General features: G+C 41.3%; 31 protein-coding genes. 11 read left to right on the top strand and 20 right to left on the bottom strand.

All coding sequences use genetic code 11. The features are described 5' to 3' along the window. Positions 1 to 17: 17 nt before the first annotated feature. A complete protein-coding gene (galU, locus tag MHB62_RS09680) occupies positions 18 to 911 on the bottom strand; it encodes a UTP--glucose-1-phosphate uridylyltransferase GalU (RefSeq protein WP_003245127.1) in 894 nt (297 codons plus the stop codon). Positions 912 to 917: 6 nt separating this feature from the next. Then, entirely contained in the window at positions 918 to 1,364 is a 447-nt protein-coding gene (locus MHB62_RS09675) for a GtrA family protein (RefSeq protein ID WP_003231531.1), read from the bottom strand. 594 nt (positions 1,365 to 1,958) lie between these two features. On the opposite strand from MHB62_RS09675, the gene xynD reads away from it, so the two are divergent. Together xynD and xynC are read left to right on the top strand one after the other, a co-directional pair. Next, entirely contained in the window at positions 1,959 to 3,500 is a 1,542-nt protein-coding gene (xynD, locus tag MHB62_RS09670; protein ID WP_003245027.1) for an alpha-L-arabinofuranosidase, read from the top strand. 130 nt (positions 3,501 to 3,630) lie between these two features. Further along, the gene (xynC, locus tag MHB62_RS09665; protein WP_003231534.1) at positions 3,631 to 4,899 is read left to right on the top strand and encodes a glucuronoarabinoxylan endo-1,4-beta-xylanase XynC; all 1,269 of its coding nucleotides are present in this window, start codon (positions 3,631 to 3,633) and stop codon (positions 4,897 to 4,899) included. Between the two features lie 258 nt (positions 4,900 to 5,157). Here xynC and MHB62_RS09660 read toward each other — a convergent pair whose 3' ends face one another. The 3 genes from MHB62_RS09660 to MHB62_RS09650 form a co-directional block, all read right to left on the bottom strand. Then, a complete protein-coding gene (locus MHB62_RS09660; RefSeq protein ID WP_003231535.1) occupies positions 5,158 to 5,421 on the bottom strand; it encodes a YnfE family protein in 264 nt (87 codons plus the stop codon). Between the two features lie 67 nt (positions 5,422 to 5,488). Beyond that, positions 5,489 to 6,988, bottom strand: a complete 1,500-nt coding sequence (gene eglS, locus MHB62_RS09655; protein ID WP_003231540.1) for an endo-1,4-beta-glucanase EglS — start codon at positions 6,986 to 6,988, stop codon at positions 5,489 to 5,491. 302 nt (positions 6,989 to 7,290) lie between these two features. Then, positions 7,291 to 8,688 carry a sodium:alanine symporter family protein gene (locus MHB62_RS09650; RefSeq protein WP_003231542.1) on the bottom strand — a complete coding sequence of 466 codons (1,398 nt, stop codon included), beginning with the start codon at positions 8,686 to 8,688 and terminating at the stop codon, positions 7,291 to 7,293. A gap of 505 nt (positions 8,689 to 9,193) precedes the next feature. Between MHB62_RS09650 and MHB62_RS09645 the strand changes: the two genes are divergently transcribed. Together MHB62_RS09645 and MHB62_RS09640 are read left to right on the top strand one after the other, a co-directional pair. Beyond that, positions 9,194 to 9,547: a hypothetical protein gene (locus tag MHB62_RS09645; RefSeq protein WP_003245190.1), complete on the top strand. Its 354-nt coding sequence runs from the start codon at positions 9,194 to 9,196 to the stop codon at positions 9,545 to 9,547. Between the two features lie 25 nt (positions 9,548 to 9,572). After that, the gene (locus tag MHB62_RS09640) at positions 9,573 to 9,698 is read left to right on the top strand and encodes a hypothetical protein (protein ID WP_003231548.1); all 126 of its coding nucleotides are present in this window, start codon (positions 9,573 to 9,575) and stop codon (positions 9,696 to 9,698) included. A gap of 46 nt (positions 9,699 to 9,744) precedes the next feature. Here MHB62_RS09640 and parC read toward each other — a convergent pair whose 3' ends face one another. The 3 genes from parC to MHB62_RS09625 form a co-directional block, all read right to left on the bottom strand. Then, positions 9,745 to 12,165, bottom strand: a complete 2,421-nt coding sequence (gene parC / locus MHB62_RS09635; protein WP_003231550.1) for a DNA topoisomerase IV subunit A — start codon at positions 12,163 to 12,165, stop codon at positions 9,745 to 9,747. 3 nt (positions 12,166 to 12,168) lie between these two features. Continuing rightward, positions 12,169 to 14,136, bottom strand: a complete 1,968-nt coding sequence (gene parE, locus MHB62_RS09630; protein ID WP_003231552.1) for a DNA topoisomerase IV subunit B — start codon at positions 14,134 to 14,136, stop codon at positions 12,169 to 12,171. A gap of 398 nt (positions 14,137 to 14,534) precedes the next feature. Continuing rightward, positions 14,535 to 14,942: a CoA-binding protein gene (locus tag MHB62_RS09625; RefSeq protein WP_003245606.1), complete on the bottom strand. Its 408-nt coding sequence runs from the start codon at positions 14,940 to 14,942 to the stop codon at positions 14,535 to 14,537. Between the two features lie 169 nt (positions 14,943 to 15,111). Here MHB62_RS09625 and plsY point away from each other — a divergent pair, with 169 nt between their 5' ends. Continuing rightward, positions 15,112 to 15,693 (top strand): glycerol-3-phosphate 1-O-acyltransferase PlsY, encoded by a 582-nt coding sequence (plsY, locus tag MHB62_RS09620; protein ID WP_003231560.1) that lies wholly within the window; start codon positions 15,112 to 15,114, stop codon positions 15,691 to 15,693. 87 nt (positions 15,694 to 15,780) lie between these two features. Continuing rightward, positions 15,781 to 16,068, top strand: a complete 288-nt coding sequence (locus MHB62_RS09615) for a HesB/YadR/YfhF family protein (RefSeq protein WP_003231562.1) — start codon at positions 15,781 to 15,783, stop codon at positions 16,066 to 16,068. A gap of 30 nt (positions 16,069 to 16,098) precedes the next feature. Here MHB62_RS09615 and MHB62_RS09610 read toward each other — a convergent pair whose 3' ends face one another. From MHB62_RS09610 to acnA, 7 genes are all read right to left on the bottom strand, one after another. Next, on the bottom strand, positions 16,099 to 16,398 hold the full coding sequence (locus MHB62_RS09610; protein WP_003231564.1) for a hypothetical protein: 300 nt from the start codon (positions 16,396 to 16,398) through the stop codon (positions 16,099 to 16,101). Between the two features lie 15 nt (positions 16,399 to 16,413). Beyond that, on the bottom strand, positions 16,414 to 16,830 hold the full coding sequence (locus MHB62_RS09605) for a YbgC/FadM family acyl-CoA thioesterase (protein ID WP_003231566.1): 417 nt from the start codon (positions 16,828 to 16,830) through the stop codon (positions 16,414 to 16,416). Positions 16,831 to 16,914: 84 nt separating this feature from the next. Continuing rightward, on the bottom strand, positions 16,915 to 17,166 hold the full coding sequence (tlp, locus tag MHB62_RS09600) for a small acid-soluble spore protein Tlp (RefSeq protein WP_003231568.1): 252 nt from the start codon (positions 17,164 to 17,166) through the stop codon (positions 16,915 to 16,917). Between the two features lie 36 nt (positions 17,167 to 17,202). Continuing rightward, positions 17,203 to 17,349: an acid-soluble spore protein SspN gene (gene sspN / locus MHB62_RS09595; RefSeq protein ID WP_003231569.1), complete on the bottom strand. Its 147-nt coding sequence runs from the start codon at positions 17,347 to 17,349 to the stop codon at positions 17,203 to 17,205. A gap of 64 nt (positions 17,350 to 17,413) precedes the next feature. Next, complete coding sequence (locus tag MHB62_RS09590; protein WP_003244964.1) at positions 17,414 to 17,539, bottom strand: FbpB family small basic protein; 126 nt, start codon at positions 17,537 to 17,539, stop codon at positions 17,414 to 17,416. Between the two features lie 80 nt (positions 17,540 to 17,619). Then, positions 17,620 to 18,132, bottom strand: coding sequence for a redoxin domain-containing protein (locus MHB62_RS09585; protein ID WP_003244797.1), 513 nt, complete (start codon positions 18,130 to 18,132; stop codon positions 17,620 to 17,622). 71 nt (positions 18,133 to 18,203) lie between these two features. Further along, positions 18,204 to 20,933 (bottom strand): aconitate hydratase AcnA, encoded by a 2,730-nt coding sequence (gene acnA / locus MHB62_RS09580; protein WP_003245728.1) that lies wholly within the window; start codon positions 20,931 to 20,933, stop codon positions 18,204 to 18,206. Between the two features lie 227 nt (positions 20,934 to 21,160). On the opposite strand from acnA, the gene sspO reads away from it, so the two are divergent. The 4 genes from sspO to yneK all read left to right on the top strand — a co-directional run bounded on the left by sspO (position 21,161) and on the right by yneK (position 22,620). Next, a complete protein-coding gene (gene sspO, locus MHB62_RS09575) occupies positions 21,161 to 21,307 on the top strand; it encodes an acid-soluble spore protein SspO (RefSeq protein ID WP_003244839.1) in 147 nt (48 codons plus the stop codon). A 31-nt stretch (positions 21,308 to 21,338) separates the two neighbouring features. Then, positions 21,339 to 21,485, top strand: coding sequence for a small acid-soluble spore protein P (locus MHB62_RS09570; RefSeq protein WP_003221237.1), 147 nt, complete (start codon positions 21,339 to 21,341; stop codon positions 21,483 to 21,485). An 80-nt stretch (positions 21,486 to 21,565) separates the two neighbouring features. Further along, a complete protein-coding gene (gene cotM, locus MHB62_RS09565) occupies positions 21,566 to 21,958 on the top strand; it encodes an outer spore coat protein CotM (RefSeq protein ID WP_010886520.1) in 393 nt (130 codons plus the stop codon). A gap of 233 nt (positions 21,959 to 22,191) precedes the next feature. Continuing rightward, on the top strand, positions 22,192 to 22,620 hold the full coding sequence (gene yneK / locus MHB62_RS09560) for a DynA interaction protein YneK (RefSeq protein WP_003231580.1): 429 nt from the start codon (positions 22,192 to 22,194) through the stop codon (positions 22,618 to 22,620). A 30-nt stretch (positions 22,621 to 22,650) separates the two neighbouring features. On the opposite strand, the gene MHB62_RS09555 is transcribed toward yneK, so the two are convergent. From MHB62_RS09555 to ccdA, 3 genes are all read right to left on the bottom strand, one after another. Then, complete coding sequence (locus MHB62_RS09555) at positions 22,651 to 23,142, bottom strand: CcdC family protein (RefSeq protein WP_010886519.1); 492 nt, start codon at positions 23,140 to 23,142, stop codon at positions 22,651 to 22,653. A 78-nt stretch (positions 23,143 to 23,220) separates the two neighbouring features. Further along, positions 23,221 to 23,583 (bottom strand): response regulator, encoded by a 363-nt coding sequence (locus tag MHB62_RS09550; RefSeq protein ID WP_003245707.1) that lies wholly within the window; start codon positions 23,581 to 23,583, stop codon positions 23,221 to 23,223. Between the two features lie 88 nt (positions 23,584 to 23,671). After that, a complete protein-coding gene (gene ccdA, locus MHB62_RS09545; protein WP_003231585.1) occupies positions 23,672 to 24,379 on the bottom strand; it encodes a cytochrome c-type biogenesis protein CcdA in 708 nt (235 codons plus the stop codon). Positions 24,380 to 24,598: 219 nt separating this feature from the next. On the opposite strand from ccdA, the gene ynzD reads away from it, so the two are divergent. Next, complete coding sequence (gene ynzD, locus MHB62_RS09540; protein ID WP_010886518.1) at positions 24,599 to 24,772, top strand: aspartyl-phosphate phosphatase YnzD; 174 nt, start codon at positions 24,599 to 24,601, stop codon at positions 24,770 to 24,772. A 73-nt stretch (positions 24,773 to 24,845) separates the two neighbouring features. Here the strand turns inward: ynzD and MHB62_RS09535 are convergent, their stop codons facing one another. Further along, positions 24,846 to 25,064 (bottom strand): YneF family protein, encoded by a 219-nt coding sequence (locus tag MHB62_RS09535; protein ID WP_003221221.1) that lies wholly within the window; start codon positions 25,062 to 25,064, stop codon positions 24,846 to 24,848. An 85-nt stretch (positions 25,065 to 25,149) separates the two neighbouring features. Further along, a complete protein-coding gene (gene sirA, locus MHB62_RS09530) occupies positions 25,150 to 25,596 on the bottom strand; it encodes a sporulation inhibitor of replication protein SirA (protein WP_003231591.1) in 447 nt (148 codons plus the stop codon). Positions 25,597 to 25,678 lie beyond the last annotated feature (82 nt).

Below are 25,678 nucleotides of genomic sequence, written 5' to 3'. Positions count from 1 at the left end.
AGATGGTTACAATTTTTTTACCGCAGCATTTCTTTCGTTTCCCGTTTGATCACATCTTCTAAATAGGCCAAAAGCTGAGATCTCATTTCGGGACGCATTAAGCCGATTTCGGTGCTCGCTTTAAAACAGCCCAGCTTATCGCCAATGTCATATCGATTTCCTTCCAGCAGCCGGGCATGGATCGGCTCCTTACGGCAAACCTCACGAAGCGCATCTGTCAGCTGAATTTCGTTGCCCGCGCCTCTGCCAATTGTCTTCAAAACGGAGAAGATCGAAGAATTCAGCACATAACGTCCCATTACTGCGATTTCCGAAGGTGCTTCTTCAGGAGAAGGCTTTTCCACTAAATCGTTCACTTCATATACATGCCCTTGAGACCCTGATGTATTTATAATACCATATTTGCTGACATCCTCAGGGAGAACTGACTGTACACCGACAACCTCTGTGCCATAAACGTCATATACATCCATTAATTGCCGAAGAGCCGGTGTTTCAGACACCATAATATCATCACCTAAGAGAACAGCAAAAGGCTCATCTCCGATAAAATGCTCCGCACACAGCACCGCATGGCCTAATCCGAGCGGTTCTTTCTGGCGGATGTAATGAATGTTGGCCAAATCGGCAATCTGCTGCATTTCCTTAAGTGTCTCCGTCTTGCCTTTTTCCCGGAGATTGAATTCCAATTCCGCCGACCGATCAAAATGATCTTCAATCGAGCGTTTGTTTCTCCCTGTAATAATCAGTATATCTTCAATTCCTGACTCTGCGGCCTCTTCTACAATATATTGGATTGCTGGTTTGTCGACGATTGGAAGCATTTCTTTAGGCTGCGCCTTTGTCGCCGGCAGAAATCTCGTTCCTAAACCCGCTGCGGGTATAACCGCTTTTCTCACTTTTTTTCTCATTCATCTTCACTCCTGATCCTGTATGTTTTTCAGCGAATCTCCAAATACCCAGATTCGGTTTCCGATAAAATTCATCATCATTCCGCCGATAGTGGCGGCGAGCTTACTCACCAAAAGCGAGCAGCCGCAATTTTGAAACAAATAAAGCAGCAAAAAGGTGATCCCTGACGCGGCAATATTAATCATGAGAAAACGCACGATCTCTTTCCCGTCAGCCTTACGTTTCACACAAAACGTCCAATTCCGGTTCCACACATAGCTGTTGACGATACCTGCAGTATAGGAGCAGATCTGCGCCGGCAGATAAGAGACATGACAAGCGGTAAGAAGAAAGAAGACACCAAAATCTATCAGCGTATTGCCGACGCCTACGGTGCAAAAACGGCCTAATGTCTTTATTTTTTCTTTCAGCGTAACGAACCTCCCTTCATAAAAGATGCGAGTGGCAGTCATATTTGTTGATATGGATTACTATAGCGGACAGTGTTGAATAAACAATTAATAAAATATGAACAAAACATGAAAAAGCGGGTATACCGCTCAATAGTCTTATACTCTTGAAAAAAACAGCCGCATTGAACGGCTGTTTTTTGTGTCTGAAAACATACAAATATAAACGGAGTGTTAGCCCCATCTTATCAATGAATAAATGTATCCAGTTCCTTTGTAGAATCGAACACTAACTCCTCCAAAAGTTTCTATACACAATTTTTTTAATGATGTAGGATGTTAGATAAAGGGATATCTTGGATAATGATGTAATCTCCGTTCAATGTGATTAGTGGGAGGCCATGAACAATCCTGTCTTTTTATTTTCTGGACAATGGTCGCTAGGAATGGGGAAGTTTTTTTGAACAATTTTGAAGGAGTGGTGCGATCTCCTCGAAGAAAAGAGAGAATGGAGACACATGAAGATGAGCTTTCAGAACAACTGGGAACATTGCTAAACAGCTTCCGGCTACTTTATGCGTGCAATCTTCGTGACCTGTTGTTATCAAATTCCAAAAGAAAATCCCCCATTTTAAGGAAAAAGGAGGATGTGAAGTGATGAGGAAAAAGTGTAGCGTATGTTTATGGATTCTAGTTTTATTATTGAGCTGCTTATCTGGGAAGTCTGCGTATGCTGCCACTAGTACTACAATTGCAAAACATATAGGGAATTCAAATCCGCTTATCGACCATCATTTGGGAGCGGATCCGGTTGCGCTGACCTATAACGGAAGAGTCTACATCTATATGTCAAGTGATGACTATGAATATAATAGCAACGGAACAATTAAAGATAATTCATTTGCCAATTTGAATAGAGTATTCGTCATATCTTCAGCGGATATGGTGAACTGGACAGACCACGGAGCCATTCCGGTAGCAGGTGCCAATGGAGCTAATGGAGGCCGTGGAATTGCAAAATGGGCAGGTGCGTCATGGGCACCGTCAATCGCAGTTAAAAAAATTAATGGCAAGGATAAATTCTTCCTTTATTTCGCAAACAGCGGCGGAGGTATCGGGGTTCTCACCGCAGACAGCCCGATTGGTCCATGGACCGACCCAATCGGAAAACCGCTCGTAACGCCAAGTACGCCAGGAATGTCTGGTGTTGTATGGCTTTTTGATCCGGCAGTATTTGTAGATGACGACGGAACCGGTTACCTGTATGCCGGCGGAGGCGTTCCTGGCGTTTCAAATCCAACGCAGGGACAATGGGCCAATCCTAAAACGGCTAGAGTCATAAAATTGGGGCCTGATATGACGAGTGTTGTTGGAAGTGCATCTACAATTGATGCGCCTTTCATGTTTGAAGATTCGGGATTGCACAAGTATAACGGAACATATTATTACTCCTATTGCATCAATTTCGGCGGCACGCACCCGGCCGATAAACCCCCGGGTGAGATCGGCTACATGACCAGTTCAAGTCCCATGGGTCCCTTTACATATAGAGGGCACTTCCTGAAAAATCCGGGTGCATTTTTCGGAGGTGGCGGAAACAACCATCATGCTGTTTTCAATTTTAAAAACGAGTGGTATGTGGTGTACCATGCGCAAACTGTCAGTTCCGCTCTGTTCGGGGCCGGCAAAGGATACCGCTCTCCCCATATTAATAAGCTGGTGCATAATGCAGATGGATCTATTCAAGAGGTAGCGGCAAATTATGCAGGTGTAACACAAATTTCCAATTTAAACCCATATAACCGGGTAGAAGCTGAAACGTTTGCTTGGAATGGACGCATTTTGACAGAGAAGTCCACAGCACCCGGCGGGCCAGTAAATAATCAGCATGTAACAAGCATTCAAAATGGAGACTGGATTGCTGTAGGAAATGCAGACTTCGGAGCGGGCGGTGCCAGGTCATTTAAAGCAAATGTAGCATCCACTTTAGGCGGGAAAATAGAAGTGCGCCTCGACAGTGCAGACGGTAAGCTTGTTGGAACTCTGAATGTGCCTTCAACAGGCGGAGCGCAAACGTGGAGGGAAATAGAAACTGCGGTAAGCGGGGCAACCGGTGTGCACAAAGTATTCTTTGTATTTACCGGAACAGGTACAGGAAACTTGTTTAATTTTGATTACTGGCAGTTTACGCAAAGATAGTACTCGTAATGGGACCGCTTAAAAACGAGGCGGGTGAAGTACGGGCCAGCACCGGAACAGCCCGCCATTATGGATATGCCATGCAGATTTTTTAATACCGTAAAAGACACATGACGAAGGAGAGGAATAAATGATTCCACGCATAAAAAAAACAATTTGTGTACTATTAGTATGTTTCACTATGCTGTCAGTCATGTTAGGGCCAGGCGCTACTGAAGTTTTGGCAGCAAGTGATGTAACAGTTAATGTATCTGCAGAGAAACAAGTGATTCGCGGTTTTGGAGGGATGAATCATCCGGCTTGGGCTGGGGATCTTACAGCAGCTCAAAGAGAAACTGCTTTTGGCAATGGACAGAACCAGTTAGGATTTTCAATCTTAAGAATTCATGTAGATGAAAATCGAAATAATTGGTATAAAGAGGTGGAGACTGCAAAGAGTGCGGTCAAACACGGAGCAATCGTTTTTGCTTCTCCTTGGAATCCTCCAAGTGATATGGTTGAGACCTTTAATCGGAATGGTGACACATCGGCTAAACGGCTGAAATACAACAAGTACGCAGCATACGCGCAGCATCTTAACGATTTTGTTACCTTCATGAAGAATAATGGTGTGAATCTTTACGCGATTTCGGTCCAAAACGAGCCTGATTACGCTCACGAGTGGACGTGGTGGACGCCGCAAGAAATACTTCGCTTTATGAGAGAAAACGCCGGCTCGATCAATGCCCGCGTCATTGCGCCTGAGTCATTTCAATACTTGAAGAATTTGTCGGACCCGATCTTGAACGATCCGCAGGCTCTTGCCAATATGGATATTCTCGGAACTCACCTGTACGGCACCCAGGTCAGCCAATTCCCTTATCCTCTTTTCAAACAAAAAGGAGCGGGGAAGGACCTTTGGATGACGGAAGTATACTATCCAAACAGTGATACCAACTCGGCGGATCGATGGCCTGAGGCATTGGATGTTTCACAGCATATTCACAATGCGATGGTAGAGGGGGACTTTCAAGCTTATGTATGGTGGTACATCCGAAGATCATATGGACCTATGAAAGAAGATGGTACGATCAGCAAACGCGGCTACAATATGGCTCATTTCTCAAAGTTTGTGCGTCCCGGCTATGTAAGGATTGATGCAACGAAAAACCCTAATGCGAACGTTTACGTGTCAGCCTATAAAGGTGACAACAAGGTCGTTATTGTTGCCATCAATAAAAGCAACACAGGAGTCAACCAAAACTTTGTTTTGCAGAATGGATCTGCTTCAAACGTATCTAGATGGATCACGAGCAGCAGCAGCAATCTACAACCTGGAACGAATCTCACTGTATCAGGCAATCATTTTTGGGCTCATCTTCCAGCTCAAAGCGTGACAACATTTGTTGTAAATCGTTAAGAGCACAAAGACACACATAAATAATAGAGTGTCTGAATTGGCGATTTTCCGATTGGGAAATCGCTTTTTTATTTTGTTGCTGAATTACAGGAAGAAGAAAGGATGTACATAAAAACAGCAAAGCTTTATTCTTCATCTTTTCTAGTTTACATAATATATATTCTAGGAAGTAAACAAAATAAATAAATTTCTGTCTCAATATCAAAGTATACTTAAGTTAGTGAGACAGAAATTGAAATTTTACTGCTGAATGACAAATCAAAAAAATGGTGTTGTCAATCCATAATAAACGGCTTCTAAATCTTCCAGCGTCATATCGCCATATGCGCATTTGATAACAGAATCAGCAAACACATCATAGTCATAATCTGTAGAAAATCCTTGCTGCAGCTGTTTTTCGTAAACTTCGATCTGATCTTTTTGATGCTGGATGTCTTTTTCCTTACCTGGATAGTCGGGACCATTTATCATATTACTCATTTTTTTATACAGCACCATATACTGTTTCAGTATTTCATCCACAACGCAAACCTCCTATTAGATGATAAAAACGGACATCGTTACTGATGTCCGCCAAAAAAAAGCTTAACTAATTTGGTTCTGTTCCCCAAATCAGTTTTCCTTGATCATATAATGTGATTTTTTTCGTTGTTTTAAACGTATTTGATTTGAAAAAGGAATAATCGCCGCTTTGTGCATAATTGCTCCAGTCATCATTGTGAAGACGGAGCTGAATATTCCCTGTGCTTGCTCCCGGTGCCAACGTTCCGTTTTTAAATCCAAGTTCCAGATAGGTATCTGCACCTTGCTTTGGTTTATGCAACGTCACAAACTTGTGTGTCACATTGCCGCATCCAATCTGCGCGTAGTCACAGTCAAAGTTTTGGCCTTTGTTTTTCGCTTTATACCAGTAACGGGCAGTGACATCTTTTAAATCAACCGTGGTATTGCCGTTATTTTTTATTTGAAGCTGCGGACGGATTTGGTTGCTGTTCATACTCCCATCCCCTGCTCTGTACTGTACAGAAATACCATTTTCCTGTGTGGGTTTATCTTTTGATGGCGTTTCAGGAATGTCCTTCGTCGAATCTTTGGTGCCGAGAATGTTTTCTCTAACGAATGTTCCTGAAGCAGATAAATCTGACAACCGCCAGCCGCCTGTTTTAGATGCCCCCGGCTTTAAAGCTGAGGATGATTCCTGCTTATCAGAAAGATTCCAGTTCACCCAGCTAATGGTCTTGCTGTCGAGATATTTCAGCCATTCCCTCGATTGATCAAGGAATACACCGCCATTGCCAGACGCGTCGCTTGTTCCCCACTCTGTCACAAAAATAGGTGCTCCTTTGCTGAGTGCATAGTTTGCTTTATCCCGTAAAAATTGGCCGTGTGTGCCGGCATAAAAATGAAGTGCGTACATAACGTTTGCATCTTTTAGCTGGTCATCGGCAGCATCATTCACATCCTGGCTCCATGTACCGGTTCCGACAATGATGATGTTGTCTGGATCATTTTTGCGGATAACTGAAATCACTTCTTCCGCATATGGTTTAATATCACGCTTCCAGTTCACATCACCGTTTGGTTCGTTTGCAATTTCATAAATGACGTTTGGCGTGTTTCCGTAAAGGCTTGACATTTCCTTGAAGAATTCTTTTGCCTTCTCTTTATTTTGGTTTGGATTACCGTCATTTAAGATATGCCAGTCAATGATGACATATATCCCAAGCTCTTTTGCCGCTTCAACCGCTTCTTTTACTTTATTTTTCACGGACGGGTTGTCAATATAACCGCCATCTGCCGTATACATCGCTGCACGGAAAACGGTGATACCCCAATCATCTCTCAGCCATTTTAAGCTGTCTTTATTGACATATTCTCCATACCATTGCAATCCGTGTGAACTGATCCCCTTCAGCTGTACCGCTTTACCGTCTCGGTTAACGAGCTGTGTACCTTTTATGCTAAGCTGGCCATTCTTGGCTACTGGCGTTTTTGTCCCTGCTGCTGATGCCGGCGAAGCTATCATGCCGCCCATTGTCAATAACGTAATCAATAAACACGTAATAAAAATAGAGATTGACCGTTTCATATCTGATCTTTTCCTCCTTCGCATCATTTTGGCTCTACACTTCTTATGAGCACGAACTCATTGTAAAAATCTTTCTCATGATTGTCTATCAACCTAATTTCTTGTTTTGGGGAGGTTTAAAAGCCTGTCAATTTGCTCTACCTCCAATGAATAAGACACACATGACACATATAGAACAAAGAAAACTGGACTGAATTGGGACTTTACACGTCATTTTTCATTCGAGTCGAAAAATTAAATTTATTTCCAATAATGAAAAAGCTGCATTCAACTATTGAATGCAGCTTTGTTTTATATTTATATTATGCTTCTTGTTTCTCATCTTCCCATGTTTCAGCGTTTTTCAGCCCTGGGATGTTTTTCGCTTTAAACACAGGATCAAGTCCTTGCTTACGCTGTTTCGCGTAATCTTTATACACTTTGTAAGCAACGTTTGACAGCAGCGCAATCACAATTAAGTTGATCAGCGCCATGATACCCATAAAGAGGTCCGCCATATCCCAAACGATTTGGAAGCCTGATAAAGATCCATACACAACCATAGCAATAACAGCGATACGGTAAATGTTCAGCCATGTTTTGCTTGTTTTAATAAATTCAATGTTTGTCTCGCCATAATAATAGTTGCCGACAACTGAACTGAATGCAAACAAGAACATTGCGACTGCGATGAAAGTCGGCGCCCAGCCTCCAATGTGATGGTTAAGAGCAGCCTGTGTGACTTGGATGCCGTCGCCTTTTGGCGTTACACTGTACAGCAAAATAATAAATGCTGTGGACGTACATATGATAAATGTATCGAAAAATACGCCTAATGTTTGAATAAAGCCTTGCTTTGCCGGATGGGATACATGAGCCGTCGCAGCCGCGTTTGGTGCGCTCCCCATTCCTGCTTCGTTTGAAAAAAGTCCGCGTTGCGCACCGATAACGATGATGCCGCCTATTCCGCCGCCGACGACTTGTTCAAAACCTAAAGCATTTTTAACAATTGTAGCGATAACGCCAGGGAAAGCCGTAATATTCGTGATGACAACAAATAAAGCGATAAGAATATAAATGCCTGCCATAACCGGCACAATTAGCTGTGAAACAGCGACAACACGTTTTAAACCGCCGAAAATGATAAACGCAGTTAAAACCGCCAGAACTATGGCTACAACTATTTTATTTACATGGAATGCGCCATCCAATGCTCCAGCAATTGTATTTGTTTGAACAGCGTTAAAAATCAAGCCGAATGAGACGGTAATTAAGATTGCAAAAACGATGCCAAGCCATCTGGCACCAAGACCCTTTTGAATATAGTAGGCCGGCCCTCCGCGGAAATCCTCCCCGTCTCTTACCTTATAAAGCTGTGCTAATGTACTTTCGACAAAGCTTGAAGCCATGCCTACTGCAGCCACTACCCACATCCAAAATACAGCGCCTGGTCCGCCTGTCGCAATTGCTAAGGCTACACCAGTCAAATTCCCTGTGCCGACTCGGGATGCGGCCGAAATAAAGAATGCCTGCATAGATGAAACACCTTTATTTCCTTCCGGCTTCTCCCCTACTATTCTGAACATTTCAATAAAATAACGGAATTGGATAAAACCAAAACGTATGGTAAAAAATAATCCAAGCCCTATTAAAATATAAAATAGGTATTTCCAGATGAAATCACTTGGAATATTAATCAAACTATTGAAAAAAGACTCCATATTTACCTCCCGTTTTCATCAATTCAATACGAATTCGATTTTGATGTTAGATTTTTTAACATAACGAGTTTTATTATATCACAATATGACGAATTAGGAAGTTTTTTCGAGAAGAATATTGTCATAGCCAGATGTTACTCTGTCGACCCCTTCTCTATTATTTTCCTACGAATAAAAACATTCCTTGCAAACTGGCTTTAAAAAAAGAGTACCCTATTAACAATGTAATCATTTCTTCCCATTCTCTTGCCTTTCTCTTTGATTTACACATAAATAAAGTAATAAATCCTAAACAACATATCATTTAAAATATGTTTTTATTCACACCATAAACCGGGTATACATACGCTAATAAAAGAAGTTTTCTCTTTCAAAAATAAGCAAAAAGATATATACTTAACAAAGTTAAATTTATTTTTAAATTTAATAAATCAGGTTTACTTTTAGGATGGATTGGGGTATTATTATAAAAATATTCAGTAATATTAAAGGAGGGGGAGATCATTTGAAAAAAGTAACGATATTGAAAGCATCCATCTTATTCTTGGCGATTGCCAGTTTTCATTTGTTCTCAATTCCCCACGCCTTTGATATCGGCCATCATTATAAAGCCGTAGCCGACCAGCAGGAAATGCATGAGATGAAAGCCGGCCAAAATGCTGATGATGAGAAGAAATCCATCACAGGGGCATTTACGCTGACCGCTTTATGGGCAATGGCTGTTCTGCTGCTGACCGCTGAAAGCAAAAGTACGGGATACTCCCGCAGACGTCAGCGGAAAAAAAGCTTTATACTGGCCAAATTTTATCAATCGTCTTATTTCGGCAAACTTCATGTTCAACATCACCCGATTATGTAACGAAAATATGAGGAGGCTGTTAAACATGTTGTTTATCTTAAGAATGGTGATTTTAGGCTTATTTTCTTTCACAGCGCTGAATTTATTTGTATGGCAGGGGATTGAAGTCATTCATGCTGTAACAGATCTATTCACCAACCATGAAAGCTGATAAAAAACAAACGAAACCCGCTCATATAGTATGAGCGGGTTTTTTATTATTGTTCTGTATGAAGGCGCCAAACAGCTGTAACCTTGCCTGATTCCTCTTCATCAAAAAAGAAAGAGCCATTGCTGTATCTGTCGTTTGTCCGCAACTCTTTTGTCTGCAGTTCTTTTCTGTCGCCTTTTTCTGTTTCTGCCATTAGTCGCTGTTCAAGACCGCAAGCGAACAGTGCTACAACACGGTGAGGATTCTTTTTCAGTTCCCTTAGCATTACGACACCGCGTTTTGCACGGGATGTCTTCTCGAACTCAGAAAGACTCATGCGTTTAACCGCTCCCCGCTGTGTGAACAAGACAATTGAATCAGATTGCTGAAGAATCTCACCGGAGACAACAAAGTCATCCTCTTTTAAGTTAATCCCTTTGACACCTGCCGCACGCGCGCCAACTACATTCACTTCGTCTTCTCCAAACCATAGACCATACCCTAAGTGAGTGGCCATAAAGATCTGGCTTTCCCCATTTGTTACATGTACATCAATCAGTTCATCTTCACCCTTCAGATTTAAGGCTACAAGTGCCTTAGAATAACGCTGTGCTTTATAATGAGTGAGCTCTGTCTTTTTCACCATACCGTTTTTCGTAAAGAATAGAAGATATGCCGACGGATCAAATTCTTTTATCGGTATAGCCTTTACAATCGTTTCATCACGGTCAATAGTGATTAGATTTGAAAAATGCTGGCCCATGTCCTTCCATCTGATATCAGGCAGCTGGTGAACAGGACAATAGATGTAGCTTCCTTTGTTCGTAAAGAGCAGCAGCACGTCTGTCGTATTCATTTCAAACTGATGCAGCATCCTGTCCGTATCTTTCATTCCGAAGTCCTGACCGTTGGAAGCGGCAAATGAGCGCTGGCTCGTCCGTTTTAGGTAACCATCCTTCGTAACGGTTACATATACATCCTCAGATGCAACCATGACTTCGAGATTGATTTTAATTTCTTCAATTTTTTCTTCAATCACGGAGCGTCTCGTATCTGCATATTTCTTTTTCAGTGCTTTTAAGCTGTTTGTAATCACTTTTAGCAGTTTTTTATCATTGCTCAGAATAGATTCGAGCTCTTCAATTTTTTTACCGAGCTCTTCTGCCTCTTCCTTAAGCGCTGTGATATCGGTATTGGTTAAACGATATAGCTGCAATGACACGATGGCTTCAGCCTGAGGCTCTGTAAATTCATATTTCGCGATCAAATTGTTTTTAGCGTCACGTTTATCGCTAGAAGAACGGATTGTTGCAATCACTTCATCCAAAATAGACAAAGCTTTCATGAGCCCTTCTACGATATGATGTCTGTCTTTTGCTTTTTGAAGCTCGTAAACGGACCGGTTTGTGACAACTTCCTTTTGGTGTCCGATATATGCATCCAAAATAGACGGCAGGCTCATCAGCATCGGACGGCGGTTATGGATAGCCACCATATTGAAGTTATATGTGATCTGCAAATCAGTATTTTTATATAAGAAATTCAAAATGCCTTTGGCATCAGCTTCTTTTTTCAGTTCAATGACCACTCTCAGCCCTGTTCGATCCGTTTCATCACGAACCTCTGAGATGCCTTCAACCTTTTTATCAATACGGAACTCGTCCATTTTTTTTACAAGGTTTGCTTTATTTACTTCAAATGGAATTTCAGTAATGACAATTTGTTCTCGTCCGCCTCTGATTGTTTCAATTTCAGCCTTTCCGCGGATAATGATTTTTCCTTTTCCGGTTTCGTAAGCTTTTCTTATCCCGTCAACGCCCTGAATAATACCGCCTGTCGGAAAATCAGGCCCTTTAATAACTTCCATGAGTTCGTCAACAGAGCAAGAAGGCATTTGAATACGCTTAATGACAGCATCAATGACTTCTCCCAGATGATGAGGGGGAATGTCGGTCGCGTATCCTGCTGAAATCCCGGTAGATCCGTTGACCAATAGGTTAGGAAACATCGCCGGGAGTACGACAGGCTCCTTGCTTGTATCATCGAAGTTCGGCACAAATTCAACCGTGTTTTTGTCAATATCCCGAAGAAGCTCAGATGCTATCGGAGATAATCGTGCCTCTGTATAACGCATGGCTGCCGGGGGATCTCCGTCGATGCTTCCATTGTTTCCATGCATTTCGATTAACACATTACGAACTTTCCAATCCTGGCTCATCCGCACCATTGCTTCATAAACCGAGCTGTCACCGTGCGGATGATAGTTACCGATGACGTTACCGACCGTTTTGGCCGCTTTTCTGAAGTTTTTATCAAACGTGTTTCCATCTGTATGCATTGCATACAGAATTCTGCGCTGTACCGGCTTTAATCCGTCTCTCGCATCGGGCAGCGCCCTGTCTTGAATAATATATTTACTGTAGCGTCCAAAACGGTCGCCGATCACCTCTTCTAATGGTAAATCATGAAATAATTCTGGCTGTGACAATCATTAAACCTCCTCAGCGACCGATAAGTTTTCATTTTCTAAAATATTGCTTTCTTCATCTAAGCCGAAAGCGACGTTTTTCTCAATCCACTTTCTGCGCGGCTCTACTTTGTCTCCCATTAACGTCGTCACACGTCTCTCTACACGTGCCGCATCGTCAATTTTGACCCTAACAAGTGTGCGGGACTCCGGATTCATCGTCGTTTCCCACAGCTGGTCTGCGTTCATCTCTCCAAGACCCTTATATCGTTGAATGGTATAGCCTTTGCCGACTTTTTTCAGGACATCCCCCATCTCTTCATCAGACCATGCATATTCAATGATTTCCTTTTTCCCGCTTCCTTTACTGACCTTATATAAAGGTGGCAGCGCAATGAACACCTTGCCATGCTCAATGAGCGGTTTCATATAGCGATAGAAAAAGGTAAGAAGCAGCACTTGAATATGGGCGCCGTCAGTATCGGCATCGGTCATAATGATGATTTTGTCGTAGTTGATGTCATCGATTGAGAAATCTGCCCCGACTCCCCCGCCGATCGCATGAATGATCGTATTGATCTCTTCATTTTTAAAGATATCAGCAAGCTTAGCTTTTTCTGTATTAATGACTTTACCGCGTAAAGGCAGAACCGCCTGGAATCTGCGGTCTCGTCCCTGCTTGGCTGACCCGCCTGCTGAATCTCCCTCAACGAGATACAATTCATTTTTTGCCGGGTTTCTTGAACCCGCAGGCGTCAGCTTTCCGCTTAAAGTCGCTTCTGATTTTTTTCGTTTTTTGCCGCTTCTTGCTTCTTCACGGGCTTTGCGTGCCGCTTCGCGCGCCTGGCTCGCCTTGATTGCTTTTTTGACAAGAAGCGTTGCGGTGTCCCGATTTTCCTCTAAAAAGTAAGCAAGCTGCTCTGAAACAATCGCATCCACCGCTGATCTTGCTTCACTGGTACCGAGCTTTCCTTTTGTTTGTCCCTCAAATTGAAGAAGCTCCTCAGGAATGCGGACAGAAATAATGGCTGAAAGCCCTTCCCTTATATCGGTGCCTTCAAGGTTCTTATCCTTTTCTTTCAGCAAAGCCACTTTTCGCGCATATTCATTAAAAGCACGCGTCATCGCAGTTTTTGCACCTGACTCATGCGTCCCGCCGTCTTTTGTTCTGACATTGTTGACAAACGACAAAATATTTTCAGAATAACCATCGTTAAACTGGAACGCAAAGTCCACTTCTATAGAATGATGCTCACCCTCAAACGAGACCACTTCAGACAAGACGTCTTTTTCTTCATTTAAGTAAGCAACAAACGCTTCTATGCCGTTTTCATAATAAAAGACCTCACGCTGGTCATTGCGTTCATCAATCAGCTCAATTTTCAGTCCTTTTAACAAAAACGCAGACTCTCTTAAGCGCTCAGAGAGCGTTTCAAAATTATAAGTGGTTGTGCTGAACATCGTTGGATCTGGCTTAAAGTGTGTAAGAGTTCCCGTCTTTTTTGTTTTGCCGATCTTTTCGAGAGATGTAACCGGTTTTCCTCCATTTTCAAATCGCTGCTGATAGACAAAACCGTCCCGCTCAATGGTAACCGTCAGCCATTCAGATAAAGCATTCACGACTGATGCACCAACTCCGTGGAGCCCGCCGCTTGTCTTATAGCCGCCTTGGCCGAATTTCCCTCCGGCATGAAGCACCGTTAAAATCACTTCAGGGGTTGGTTTGCCGAGCTTATGCATTCCGGTCGGCATGCCGCGGCCTCTATCCTGTACAGAAATACTATTGTCTTTATGTATTTTGACGATTATGTGATCTCCATGGCCGGCAAGCACCTCGTCGACAGAGTTATCTACAATTTCATAAACCAAGTGGTGCAAACCCCGCGCGTCAGTAGAGCCAATATACATACCCGGCCTTTTCCTGACAGCCTCAAGGCCTTCGAGCACCTGTATGGCATCTTCGTTGTAATCAAATTGCTGTTTTCTAGCCAAACGTACAAACCCCTTTCAAAAACTAACATTGTCTTTCTCTTTTCAGTGTTACACATCATTTGTATATAAGATATTTTTTATAAACCTCGCCTCGAGCCAGTACTGCCTTGGACTCCTCATTATAACCAATATGTTTGCAATCGCAACATAGAGCTAACGAATCAGTTCTTCTCAAAACATCGGCTAGTGCTGTTTTTACACTATGAGAACGTATGTTTGTTTATTATATATAAAGCAGCAGACCTTCGCAAATCGAACGGCCGAAACCCAGCTGGACAAGGTATTCAAAAAAAGCTGTTCAAGCTTTATTGTATCTGTTTCACCGTAATACGCAAACAATATCTTAAAATTAAAAAGCAAAAATCCTTGAATTTACAAGGATTTTTGCAGTTCTGCACCTATTTTGTTACAGCGTGTGCCACTTTTATGCACAGATCCATGATAACCGTTCTGCCTTTTTCTTTTAGCATCTGGTATGCTTCCTCATTAACTAGCCCTTGCTGTGCCCAAAATACTGGCGCATCTGTCTCTAAAAACTCTTCCGCCACTCCAGGAAGCTGTTCTGAGCGCCGGAATACATTTACGATGTCAATCGGACCGTCTATCTCTTTTAAAGATGAAACGGCTTTGACACCTAGCGCCTCATCAATTGTAGGGTTCACAGGGATAATTTCATAACCCGCGTCCTGCATTGCTTTTGAAACCATATGTGACGTTCTATCCGGACGGTCTGAAAGCCCTACTACCGCTATACGTTTGCTTCTTTGAAGAATCTCTTTAATTTCCGCTTTAGAAGGGTTTTGCATCGTGTGTCACTCCTTTTTCACTTATTTTACACGATCAAAACAGGAGAAATCAAAATATGATGCATGTTTGATTTGATTTGTAAGCAAACTTTACAAAAAAACTTATCATCAGATCATGACATCTCATGTTAAAATAAAAAGAAGGGAATTTGAAAAAGGAGAAATGTAGATGTTAATTGCTTTATTGATTATTTTGGCCTACTTGATAGGCAGCATTCCATCTGGCTTAATTGTGGGCAAGCTTGCCAAAGGAATTGATATTCGGGAGCACGGAAGCGGCAACTTAGGCGCTACCAATGCATTCCGTACATTGGGTGTAAAAGCTGGTTCGGTCGTCATAGCCGGAGATATTTTGAAAGGGACACTGGCAACTGCATTGCCTTTTCTCATGCATGTTGATATTCACCCGCTTCTTGCAGGAGTCTTTGCGGTTTTAGGCCACGTGTTTCCCATCTTCGCCAAATTTAAAGGCGGTAAAGCCGTGGCGACATCAGGAGGCGTTTTGCTATTTTACGCACCCCTGTTATTTATCACGATGGTTGCGGTATTCTTCATCTTTTTATACTTGACTAAATTTGTTTCTCTCTCATCGATGTTAACAGGGATCTATACTGTTATATATAGTTTCTTTGTCCATGATACGTATTTATTGATTGTCGTTACCCTGCTCACTATTTTTGTGATATACAGACACCGAGCGAACATTAAACGAATTATCAATAAAACAGAACCTAAAGTAAAATGGTTATAAGCTTAAAAAACTTCTCTTTTGACACAGAATAGCCTAATACGTTTATAATAGAGAAAATTCAAATGAAGAACAAAGGGGTGTTCTGTTATGAATATGACAATTAACGAAGACGCATTGAACTGGTATAAAGAAGAACTCGATTTGGAAAGCGGAGACCAGGTTCGCTTTTTCGTCCGCTATGGAGGCTGCAGCAACGTTCAAAAGGGTTTTTCTCTCGGTGTAGCGAAAGATGCCCCACAAGAGGCTGGAGTCACTGCAGAAGCTGATGGCATTACCTTCTTTATTGAAGAAAGTGATTTATGGTACTTTGATAACCACGACCTTCTCGTCAGCTATTCAGAAGACGCTGATGAACCGGTTTTTGAATACCAATAAAAAAGAACGCACTTCATGTGCGTTCTTTTTTTACAAATGAAATCGTATAAGATGATCGGTTAGGTTTTCTTGTTCCAAAATATATTTTTGTGTTTCCCCCAGCAGATCAAAGTGGGGAAATTCACTTTTCTTATGGATCCATTCTTTTTTTAACCCGTACGCCGCTCCCCACTGAACCAGCTTATCAATGTCTGCACAGCCGGCTTTTGTCACGGTCTTTGCTTCTGGAAATCGGTCATCCAGCCAGTAATGTGTTAAAAATGCGATTTCTCCTCTTTTCACTGCTTGTTTCCACCGGTTAAGTTCCTCCCGTTTCACACCAAACGCCATATCCCGTTCACTTCCCTATTTTTTGGCCTTTTCATATGCTGTGTGCCAATCAGGAAAAGCTTTGCGGAATTGAATTGGCTTAAAGCTTTCTTTATCCACACAAATATGAGATGAGGTGGCTTTGATGGAAAGCTCACCGGCCGGATTATAAATGTGGTAACCATAGACGGTTTTAAATCCGTTATAGTCCTCTATCCATGTATGTACAACCGCGGTTTCTCCGTAATGAAGCGGCTTTTTATAGGAAATATTGATATCAACGACTGGGGACAGAACGCCTTTTTTTTCCATATCACTATATAAAAAGCCTAAGTCCTTAATCAAGGCCGTTCTGCCGACCTCCATCCACACAAGATAATTTGCGTGATAGACAATCCCCATTTGATCTGTTTCTGCATAACGCACTTCTATTTCTTTTTTTGATACATGCAAGATTACTCTGCTCCCTTAACGTCAATTTAGCCCCATTTTACCATAATCAAATCAGAAAGAAAAAAACCAGGTTTCCCTGGTTTTTTAAGAACGGTATCCGTTTTGTCTCGCTGCAGATTCGTCCTGTATTTCATTACGAAACGCTTCAATGCTCTGTTCGCGCCTTGCATTTTTTTCTTTGATACGCTGTTTATCTTCTCCTGAAGCAAACTCCATTGATGCTTCTGCTTCTTCTATATTTTCAATTGTATTTTGAACCATATCCTGCAATTTTTCCACATTGTCAGAACGATCATCAGGATTAGGCTGCTGATATTGATTTTGGTTCTTTGTCATTCGGATGTACCTCCTAGAAATAAACTCGAATTTTCGCTACTCGCCTTTTGTCTGCATGATAATCGGCCGCTGTCCTGAAGTATCATGCATTTTTTCCCCTTTATTGGCTTTATATTTTACAGGCTTTGTACCCAAGTGGCTTGGAGCATATTGAGGCTGACCGTTTTTCTTGTTGTTTCCCATGTTTATCCCTCCTCAACAGATAGGTTTCTCAAAAGGAGGGGTAAACATGAATACAAATTAAAGGTTATTTTTGCTTAAATCGCTGTTCAAGCTTTTCCTCAAGCTGATTTAAATACTCTGTATTGGTCATCAGCTCTTTTTTGTTTTCCATGACGAGCTCATGAAAAGAACGTTTTCTCATCTTCTTCACGCTTCTCACCTCCGCATATTCTTTTATTTTTTCCAATTCTGAAAACTTGTAAGCATATTTGAGTATAAAAAAAACTGAATCTAATCAAGATCCAGTTTTTGTTCCATTTCTTTTTTTGTCATGGTGCCAACATGTATGTCTTGGATAACACCTTTTTCATCTAAGATATATGTCGTTGGATATGACATCACGTTATAGTCAGCATTGATCCCTTTTTTATCAATCAGAATGGGGAACGTTAAGTCATAAGTATCAGCAAACGCTCGGACCTGTTTCTCACTTTTCTCAGCTGAAGTGAAATTTACCGCAACAACCGCAAGTTTGTCGGCGTACTCTTTTTGCAGCTTTTCCATCGCAGGCATTTCCTGACGGCACGGCTTACACCAAGTTGCCCAAAAATTGAGCAGCACTTTTTTGCCTTTTGCATCCTGTAAAGAGCTTTTCTCTCCTGATAGCGTTTTCAAAGAAAAATCAGGTGCTTGTTGCCCCTCTTGAATTCCGACTTCTTTTTTGCTGTATGTTTGATATAAATTCCATCCCGTATAACCGACTAGCATGATAAGCAGGATCCCTGCGAGCCATTTTTTCAGCATATGCCACCTCCGCAGCACATTGTGTCATAAAAAGAAGAGAAAGCGAAATGCCTTCTCTTCCTATTGATTCATCAGGACTGCTTCATTTTTTCACGAAGCACCATTTGAAGGATGCCGCCATGGCGGTAGTAATCAATTTCAACTTCACTATCAAAGCGGACGACTGCTTCAAAAGTTGTTACATTGCCGTCTTCATTGATTGCTCTTACAGTCACAAGGTCACGAGGACGAACTGTTTCATCAACATCTACCTCGATGACTTCTTTACCCGTTAAGCCGAGTGTATCCGCATTTTCACCTTGTTTAAACTGAAGCGGCAGCACACCCATGAATACAAGATTGCTTCTGTGAATTCTTTCGAAGCTCTCTGCAATGACCGTTCTGATGCCGAGAAGGTTTGTTCCTTTTGCAGCCCAGTCACGTGAAGATCCCATACCATAGTCTTTTCCTGCTAATACGACAAGACCGGTTTTATCTTCTTTGTATTTCATGCATGCATCATAGATGGATGTTACTTCACCAGTCGGCCAGTACGTCGTAAATCCGCCTTCTGTACCCGGTGCGATTTGGTTTTTGATGCGAATGTTGGCAAATGTTCCTCTCATCATGACTTCATGGTTTCCACGGCGGGAGCCGTAGGAGTTAAAGTCACGAGGTGAAACACCTTTTTCTTGCAAATACTTTCCGGCAGGCGTATCTTTTCCGATTGCCCCCGCAGGAGAAATATGGTCAGTTGTGACTGAATCGCCGAATTTACCGACAACACGCAGTCCTTTTAATGGCTCAACCTTGCCTGGCTCAACAGACATCTCTTCAAAGAATGGTGGGTTTTGGATGTAAGTTGAATCGTTATCCCATTTATATAAAGCTTCATCTGTTGTTTCAATTTCGTTCCAGCGCTTGTTGTCATCAAATACTGTTTCATACTCTTTGCGGAATAGCTCTGGCGTAACAGTTTGCTTAACAAGTGCATTGATTTCGTCCATTGACGGCCAAATATCATTAAAGTATACGTTTTGACCATCCTTGCCCACACCGATTGGATCGGTTTTTAAGTTAATGTTTACCGTTCCAGCCAGCGCATATGCCACAACAAGCGGCGGTGAAGCAAGATAGTTGCCTTTAACAAGCGGGTGAATACGTCCTTCAAAGTTACGGTTTCCGGAAAGGACAGACGTAATCAGAAGATCATTTTTCGCAACCGCTTCTTCGATTTCCGGTGAAAGCGGACCTGAGTTCCCGATACATGTTGTACAGCCGTACCCAACGAGGTTAAAGCCAAGCTCTTTCATGTATGGAAGAAGGCCTGAATTCACAAGATATCCTGTAACAACTTTAGAACCCGGTGCAAGTGACGTTTTCACGTAATTAGGCACCTTAAGCCCTAACTCAACCGCTTTTTTCGCTACCAGTCCGGCGCCGATCAGCACGTATGGGTTTGATGTATTTGTACAGCTTGTAATCGCAGCAATGGCGATCGCACCCGTTTTCATAACTGTTTCTTCGCCGTTAAGGAGTTTAAACTTAATTTCTTTATTTTCTTCCTCAGCATTTAAACCGAATCCTTGGTTACCTGCAGGGCTGACTAATTGCTTTTTAAACGTTTCCTGCATAGCAGATAGCGGGATCAAATCCTGAGGACGCTTTGGACCCGATAAGTTTGCTTCAATTTGAGACAGGTCAATTTCAACCACATCAGTAAATTGAGGGTCTTCCGCATCTGGAGTGTAGAACAAGCCATTGCTTCTGCAGTATGCTTCAACAACATCAATATGTTCAGGATCACGGCCAGTCAGGCGCAGGTAGTTAAGCGCTTCTTCATCTACTGGGAAGAATCCGCATGTAGCACCGTATTCCGGAGCCATATTCGCAATTGTTGCGCGATCTGCAAGCGGCAGTTCAGCAATTCCCGGTCCGAAGAATTCAACAAATTTACCGACAACGCCTTTTTCACGCAGCACTTGTGTTACTTTTAACGCCAAGTCAGTAGCTGTTGTTCCGTTTGGAAGCTTGCCGACAAGTTTCGCGCCGATTACCTCTGGAACTGGGAAGTAAGAAGGCTGTCCAAGCATTCCCGCTTCAGCTTCAATTCCACCGACACCCCAGCCGAGAACACCGATACCGTTAATCATTGTTGTGTGTGAGTCTGTTCCGACAAGCGTATCAGGATACGTTACAAGCTCGCCGTCTTCTTCAATGGCATGGACAACACTTGCCAAGAACTCAAGGTTGACCTGGTGCACAATACCTGTTGCAGGCGGTACTGCCTGATAATTGTTAAACGCTTTCTTTGCCCAGCTTAAAAATTTGTAGCGCTCTGCATTTCTTTCGAATTCCAAGTCCATATTTACTGCTAATGCATCTTCTGTACCCGCTTTATCTACCTGTACAGAGTGATCGATAACGAGATCAACAGGAATTTCAGGGTTGATTTTATCAGGATCTCCGCCGACAGCTGCCATTGCTTTACGCAGTGAAGCCAGATCTACTACTGCCGGAACCCCTGTGAAGTCTTGTAAAATAACACGAGACGGTTTGAACGGAACGTCGATATCCTTTAATTCGGCAGTTCCCCATTTTGCCAAATTTTCCACGTGTTCTTTTTTGATAACGAAGCCGTCAACTTGACGCAATACTGATTCTAAAAGAACTTTGATGGAATAAGGAAGCTTCGAAACCTTTCCTATACCTGAATCTTCTAACGCTTTTAAAGAGTAGTAATGATATGTTTTCCCATTTGTAGTAAACGTTTTTCTCGCTTGGAAAACGTCTTTTGCTGCAGTTTTTTGCTCGTTTGCCATTCTCCAAAATCCCCCTTCAGATCAGATCATTCTCAGATGAACATTACATTCCATCACAATTTTCTCACAATTTCATATTAAAACAAAATCATACATAAGTAAATATCAATGTTTTTATTAAATACAATAAGTTCGACTTATGAGAAAAATGTACCGGTAATTTTTACTGTTTACGCTCTCTCATATAACACAATAAAAGAAGCCATATTATGATTGAGGTGATAATGATGGTCAAAAGAAAAGCGAATCACGTCATTAACGGAATGAATGACGCAAAAAGCCAAGGCAAAGGCGCCGGCTATATTGAAAACGACCAGCTTGTACTGACTGAAGCAGAACGCCAAAATAACAAAAAAAGAAAAACCAATCAATAACACCGAACTCTTTTAAGGAGGTTCTCATTTTATGACCAATAAGAATACAAGTAAAGATATGCATAAAAACGCCCCTAAAGGACACAATCCCGGCCAACCCGAGCCTCTAAGCGGAAGCAAAAAAGTAAAAAACCGAAACCATACAAGACAAAAGCACAACTCAAGCCATGATATGTAAGAAAAGCAGACCTTAGTGTCTGTTTTTTTATGCGTTCACCCATTTATAATCCACCGCATATGATGTAAAGCAAGGTTGATATGTGGAGGAATGCTTCCATGAACCATTCAAAACGCAACGATGCGAATGATTTCGATAGTATGGATGAATGGCTTCGGCAATTTTTTGAAGACCCCTTCGCCTGGTACGACGAAACATTGCCTATTGATTTATATGAAACAAGTCAGCAGTATATTATAGAAGCGGATCTGACTTTTTTACAGCCTACACAAGTAACAGTTACCCTTTCTGGATGCGAGTTCATCTTAACTGTCAAATCGTCAGGACAGACTTTTGAAAAACAAATGATGCTTCCTTTTTATTTTAATGACAAAAACATTCAAGTCGAATGCGAAAATCAAATACTCACAGTCGCCGTCAATAAAGAAACAGAAGATGGCTCTTCTTTTTCTCTTCAATTTCCTCTCAGCTAAACATAAAAAGTCACTTTCATCCCCTATTATGAAAGTGACTTTTTTTCCGTCCATTTATCGTCAAATACCCTCTAGTGACTCTCCCATGGCCAAATAGCAGATTCACTATACAATAGAATATGATCTACTATCTCTTTTGACTAGACGTCTATCACTTTTTTCTATTCTTTTTTTACTGTGTTCTTCTAATCTCTCTTCGTATACAATATGGTTAGAATAAGGGGGAATGATTGATGCTGGAAGGATGGTTTTTATGGTTTATTCTGTTTTGGGTAATCATGATGGTAGTCTTATTATCAATCGGCGGTTTTTTCATGTTTCGAAAGTTTTTAAAGCGTTTACCAAAAGAGGACGGCAGATCAGAGCTTGATTGGCAGGATTACTATATTGAAAACAGCAGACATTTATGGAACGATGAAAACAAACAGTTTCTAGATGAATTGACTGCGCCCGTGCCAGAGCTGTTCAGAGATGCAGCAAAAGCTAAAATCGCAGGCAAAATCGGTGAGCTTGCATTAAAAGAAAAGGTAGCAAAGATTGATCAGCAACTTATGATCAAAGGCTATATTCTCGCAACTCCTAAAAGAGACCATACCTTCTTAAAAAGGCATCTGCGGGACAAAAAAATCGATTTGGAACCTTATCAGACCCTTCTCAAATAAAAAACCTTTCCTGACAAGAGGAAAGGTTTTTTAATTCATTTGAATATTAGATGACTGCAGCTCGTTATGAAGTTTTCGATATGATAAATACATGGCGATTCTCCAAGGCACAATCATACCGAAAGCCAGAATCCAAAACATTCCGCTCAGTGCACCATAATCAATTGATGTGCTCAAGATCGATTTCATCACGATTCTGATCACCAAAAGACCGACTAATATAAAAACAAATGCTTTAGAGCGTTTCATGTAAATTTCATTATTTTTAATTTCGAACTTAGAAGTTTTGATTAGAAAAATAGAGAAAATCACACCTAAAGTGAATGCTTCCAAAAACTCTGCTCCAGTTACCCAAAATACCGGAAATAAAAACATTAACGCTCCCGTACTCATAAAAATCGGCGGAAGAATGATTTTTTTTGGTGAAACAGGCTTGTCAGAGGACTTTATTCTGACCACCATCACAGCTACAGCCATTAACACAGCAATAATTGATGAAACTATAATCATCATACTTATCATTCCTTTGTTTCTCGGAGTGTTGATACTATATACTATACTCCAAAACAATAAAAAAAACCATTTTGAAAAGAAATGACTTTAATGTCCCATAACGCGGCTTACAGCTTCCAGCACTTTTGTTTCCTCAAACGGCTTAACAATAAAATCCTTTGCCCCCAGCTCAATTGCTTCCGTTACAATTCTTTGCTGGCGCATGGCGGTGCACATGATGACCTTCGCTTTAGGATCAAAGGTTAAGATATCACGAAGCGCTTTTATGCCGTTTTTCACCGGCATTGTAATATCCATTGTCACAAGGTCCGGGCGCAGTTTTTTATACAGGTCAGCTGCTTGTTCACCGTCCGCCGCTTCGCCTGCGATTATGTAATTTGCCTCTTCCAAGATCTCTCTGATTTTCACTCTCATGAACTTGGCGTCGTCTACAACTAAAACTCTTGTCATATTCCCCTCCAACAATCGATTTCCACAGATAATAGTCTTATTGTACCAAAAACAAAAGGATTAGTAGTAGTACGAAAGTAATTTACCGTCAAAAACCAGTAAAGCCTCCAAAAAGATCTGACAGCAAAATAATGATCAGGCTCATCCAATTAAAGAATAACAGCACACCAATCACAATCATCAAAACGCCACCAGCTTTCATAATGAAAAGCTGGTTCTTCCTTATCCACTTCAGCTTTGTGATAAAAAAAGACAATAAAAGAAACGGTACCGCAAAACCGAGTACATATAACATCATGTATGGCACCGCTGAGCCCGGATTGGTGCCTGCAAGTGTGATAACAGCAGCTAATATCGGACCGGTACATGGTGTCCATCCAGCTGCAAATGCCATTCCGATTAAGACCGACCCTAAAAACCCGCTTGGTTTATGCTTAAAATGGATTCTCCGCTCTTTCATCATAGCCTCAGGCCGGAACACACCGAGTGTAATGAAACCGAACAAAATAATAAGCAACGCGCCAATTTGCCGAATCGCATCGTGATAATCCCTAAACAGGCTGCCAATAAAAGATGTTCCATAGCCTAAAGCAATAAAAATGACTGAAAAGCCAAGCAAAAAACACAAAGTATGAAACAAGCTTCTTTTCTGCAGCAGCAGCTTTTCAGTTTTTACATCGTCCATGCTGACCCCTGTAATATATGACAAAAAAGCTGGGTAAAGCGGCAGGCAGCAAGGCGAAATAAAGGATAAAAACCCCGCTCCGAATGTCAAAAAATAATTCACGTCTCCCATGTCATCATCCCTTCATGATTTGACATTCCTTCAAGTTATGACAAAATCATTTCATTTTTTTAACACTTTCACTTGAAGGATTTCTATTTTCAGAAAAAACTTATATAATTTAATTTGACATTGAGACATTATACTCCTTCTCATTTGAAAATTAGTATAAATATGGATATAATATAAACATTCACTTTGAAGATCTAATGTATGAAAGGATACATCCCTGTGATTAGAGAGCATCTATTAAAAGAAATTGAAAAAAAAAGAGCAGAGCTGCTGCAAATTGTCATGGCGAACGGAATGACATCTCATATTACGATAGAGCTCAGTCAGGAGCTTGACCATCTTCTCATACAATATCAAAAGCAGCGCCTTCGAGCAGTAGCGGGTGATGAATGATTGCAAAATAAAAAACCCGTATAAGGGTTTTTTATTTTATAACCATGTTTCTCTATATCATAATCTTTACGTATTATTTCGTTTGATTATTCATGGCTTTCATCATTTGATTGATTTTCTTTTGAGAAGGTTTCATTCCCATTTGCATCATCATCATGCGTAACATTTGTTCATTAATAGGCGGATTCTTTTTCAGGTAGCTCATCATATATTTACGAGCAATAAAAAACCCGAGTGCAACACCTATGAGCAATGCAACAACGCCCACTAGGATGCCAACCCATAAAGTCATTTTATTTCCTCCTTCATGTTGTCTAGTTTAAAGTGTACTAAACCAAAAGCTATTATACAACATTTACATCTCTTTTTCTTCGGTTTTAGACAAAATTTCTTTCTTTCACCGGATTTAGCCATCCGTAACGCTTCGAATTGAAATCCATTGCTAAAAAGCAAGGGCTTACTTTTCTTAACACTTCAAAGAATATCGTTTCTGCCTCGTAATCTCCCGAAGCCACAATTTCTATCATGTGCTCCTTCATCATAAACGTCGCGTGGCCTTTTGCTTTCGGCAAAGCTATTCTATAAATATAATCCAGCTGCCTGTAATCCGTCTTGTTTAAATTCATTTTTAACCGCTGATGCATATGTAAAATCGGGATTGGTTGTGTAATATATTGAATCTGTTTCTCTGTCATTTCATACTGCTGCTTTTCAAGGCTTGTCCAATGATAGTCTTGAAACAGCTCAAACATAACCGATTCCCGGCCGAAATAGTGATTGGCAAATTCCTCTTTGATCAGGTACGTATAGTAGTGACGTTCCATCTTTTCATCCCCTTTTCCAGCAGCATTTCATTTGCTCTCTATTATACAAAAGAAGAAAAGAAAGAATTGTCTATTACTGTTA

Origin of the sequence: Bacillus sp. FSL K6-0255, assembly GCF_045040725.1 — a bacterium.
GTDB lineage: Bacteria > Bacillota > Bacilli > Bacillales > Bacillaceae > Bacillus > Bacillus subtilis.
Note: the sequence above shows the minus strand (reverse complement) of the source record. Positions and strands in the feature narration are given on the sequence as shown.

What these genes read in the sequence shown, in the direction of transcription:
- xynD (WP_003245027.1), top strand. Translation starts at nt 1,959, where the DNA reads ATGAGGAAAAAGTGTAGCGTATGTTTATGGATTCTAGTTTTATTATTG.
- MHB62_RS09615 (WP_003231562.1), top strand. Translation starts at nt 15,781, where the DNA reads ATGAATATGACAATTAACGAAGACGCATTGAACTGGTATAAAGAAGAA.
- cotM (WP_010886520.1), top strand. Translation starts at nt 21,566, where the DNA reads ATGTGGAGGAATGCTTCCATGAACCATTCAAAACGCAACGATGCGAAT.
- MHB62_RS09640 (WP_003231548.1), top strand. Translation starts at nt 9,573, where the DNA reads ATGTTGTTTATCTTAAGAATGGTGATTTTAGGCTTATTTTCTTTCACA.
- MHB62_RS09550 (WP_003245707.1), bottom strand. Translation starts at nt 23,583, where the DNA reads ATGACAAGAGTTTTAGTTGTAGACGACGCCAAGTTCATGAGAGTGAAA.
- MHB62_RS09570 (WP_003221237.1), top strand. Translation starts at nt 21,339, where the DNA reads ATGACCAATAAGAATACAAGTAAAGATATGCATAAAAACGCCCCTAAA.
- tlp (WP_003231568.1), bottom strand. Translation starts at nt 17,166, where the DNA reads ATGACAAAGAACCAAAATCAATATCAGCAGCCTAATCCTGATGATCGT.
- MHB62_RS09585 (WP_003244797.1), bottom strand. Translation starts at nt 18,132, where the DNA reads ATGCTGAAAAAATGGCTCGCAGGGATCCTGCTTATCATGCTAGTCGGT.
- MHB62_RS09675 (WP_003231531.1), bottom strand. Translation starts at nt 1,364, where the DNA reads ATGACTGCCACTCGCATCTTTTATGAAGGGAGGTTCGTTACGCTGAAA.
- yneK (WP_003231580.1), top strand. Translation starts at nt 22,192, where the DNA reads ATGCTGGAAGGATGGTTTTTATGGTTTATTCTGTTTTGGGTAATCATG.
- MHB62_RS09650 (WP_003231542.1), bottom strand. Translation starts at nt 8,688, where the DNA reads ATGGAGTCTTTTTTCAATAGTTTGATTAATATTCCAAGTGATTTCATC.
- MHB62_RS09535 (WP_003221221.1), bottom strand. Translation starts at nt 25,064, where the DNA reads ATGACTTTATGGGTTGGCATCCTAGTGGGCGTTGTTGCATTGCTCATA.
- MHB62_RS09625 (WP_003245606.1), bottom strand. Translation starts at nt 14,942, where the DNA reads ATGCAAAACCCTTCTAAAGCGGAAATTAAAGAGATTCTTCAAAGAAGC.
- xynC (WP_003231534.1), top strand. Translation starts at nt 3,631, where the DNA reads ATGATTCCACGCATAAAAAAAACAATTTGTGTACTATTAGTATGTTTC.
- acnA (WP_003245728.1), bottom strand. Translation starts at nt 20,933, where the DNA reads ATGGCAAACGAGCAAAAAACTGCAGCAAAAGACGTTTTCCAAGCGAGA.
- MHB62_RS09555 (WP_010886519.1), bottom strand. Translation starts at nt 23,142, where the DNA reads ATGATAAGTATGATGATTATAGTTTCATCAATTATTGCTGTGTTAATG.
- sspN (WP_003231569.1), bottom strand. Translation starts at nt 17,349, where the DNA reads ATGGGAAACAACAAGAAAAACGGTCAGCCTCAATATGCTCCAAGCCAC.
- sirA (WP_003231591.1), bottom strand. Translation starts at nt 25,596, where the DNA reads ATGGAACGTCACTACTATACGTACCTGATCAAAGAGGAATTTGCCAAT.
- MHB62_RS09610 (WP_003231564.1), bottom strand. Translation starts at nt 16,398, where the DNA reads ATGGCGTTTGGTGTGAAACGGGAGGAACTTAACCGGTGGAAACAAGCA.
- galU (WP_003245127.1), bottom strand. Translation starts at nt 911, where the DNA reads ATGAGAAAAAAAGTGAGAAAAGCGGTTATACCCGCAGCGGGTTTAGGA.
- eglS (WP_003231540.1), bottom strand. Translation starts at nt 6,988, where the DNA reads ATGAAACGGTCAATCTCTATTTTTATTACGTGTTTATTGATTACGTTA.
- ccdA (WP_003231585.1), bottom strand. Translation starts at nt 24,379, where the DNA reads ATGGGAGACGTGAATTATTTTTTGACATTCGGAGCGGGGTTTTTATCC.
- plsY (WP_003231560.1), top strand. Translation starts at nt 15,112, where the DNA reads ATGTTAATTGCTTTATTGATTATTTTGGCCTACTTGATAGGCAGCATT.
- sspO (WP_003244839.1), top strand. Translation starts at nt 21,161, where the DNA reads ATGGTCAAAAGAAAAGCGAATCACGTCATTAACGGAATGAATGACGCA.